At 48.7% G+C, this 517-nt stretch carries 1 protein-coding gene; it reads left to right on the top strand.

The genetic code is table 11. From position 1 onward, the window contains the following. The coding region (locus K5Q73_RS21925) for a hypothetical protein (RefSeq protein ID WP_220766201.1) at positions 1-517 on the top strand (517 nt) is incomplete at both ends.

Genomic DNA, 517 nt, shown 5'->3' with positions numbered 1-517 from the left:
AAGGGAGGGGGGAGAAAGGGGAGGAAAGAGAGAGGGAGGAGAGAGAGGAAGAGAAAGAAAAAGAAAGAAGGGGAAGAGGAGGGAAGGGAAGAAGAGAAAGGGAAAGAAAGGGAGAGAGGGGAAAAAAGAGAAAGGGAAAGAGGAAAAAAGGGAGAAAGGGGAGAAGAAAAGAGAAAAGGAAAAAAAGGGAGGGGGGAGGAGAGGAGAAAGGGGGAGGAGAAGAGAGAGGAAGAAGGGGAGGGAAAGAAGAAAGAGAGAAGAGAAGAAAAGAGGGGGGGGAGGGGAAAGGAAGGGAAAAAAGAGAGAAAAGAGGAAGAAAGGAGGGAGGAGGAGAGAGAGGGGGAAAAAAAAAAGAAGAGGGGGAGAAGAAAAGAGAGGGAGAAAAAGGAAAGAAGGGAAAGGGAGAGAAAAGGAAGGGGAGAGAAAGGGAGAGAAAGGAAGAAAGGGAGGGAGGAAGGGGAAGAGAAAGAGGAGGAGGAGAAGAAGGAGGAGAGAAAAGAGAGAAGGGAGAAGACCT

Origin of the sequence: Shewanella sp. MBTL60-112-B2, from assembly GCF_019655055.1 — a bacterium.
In the GTDB taxonomy this organism is placed as follows: Bacteria; Pseudomonadota; Gammaproteobacteria; order Enterobacterales; family Shewanellaceae; genus Shewanella.
This window is presented reverse-complemented; position numbering and strand designations above follow the sequence as displayed.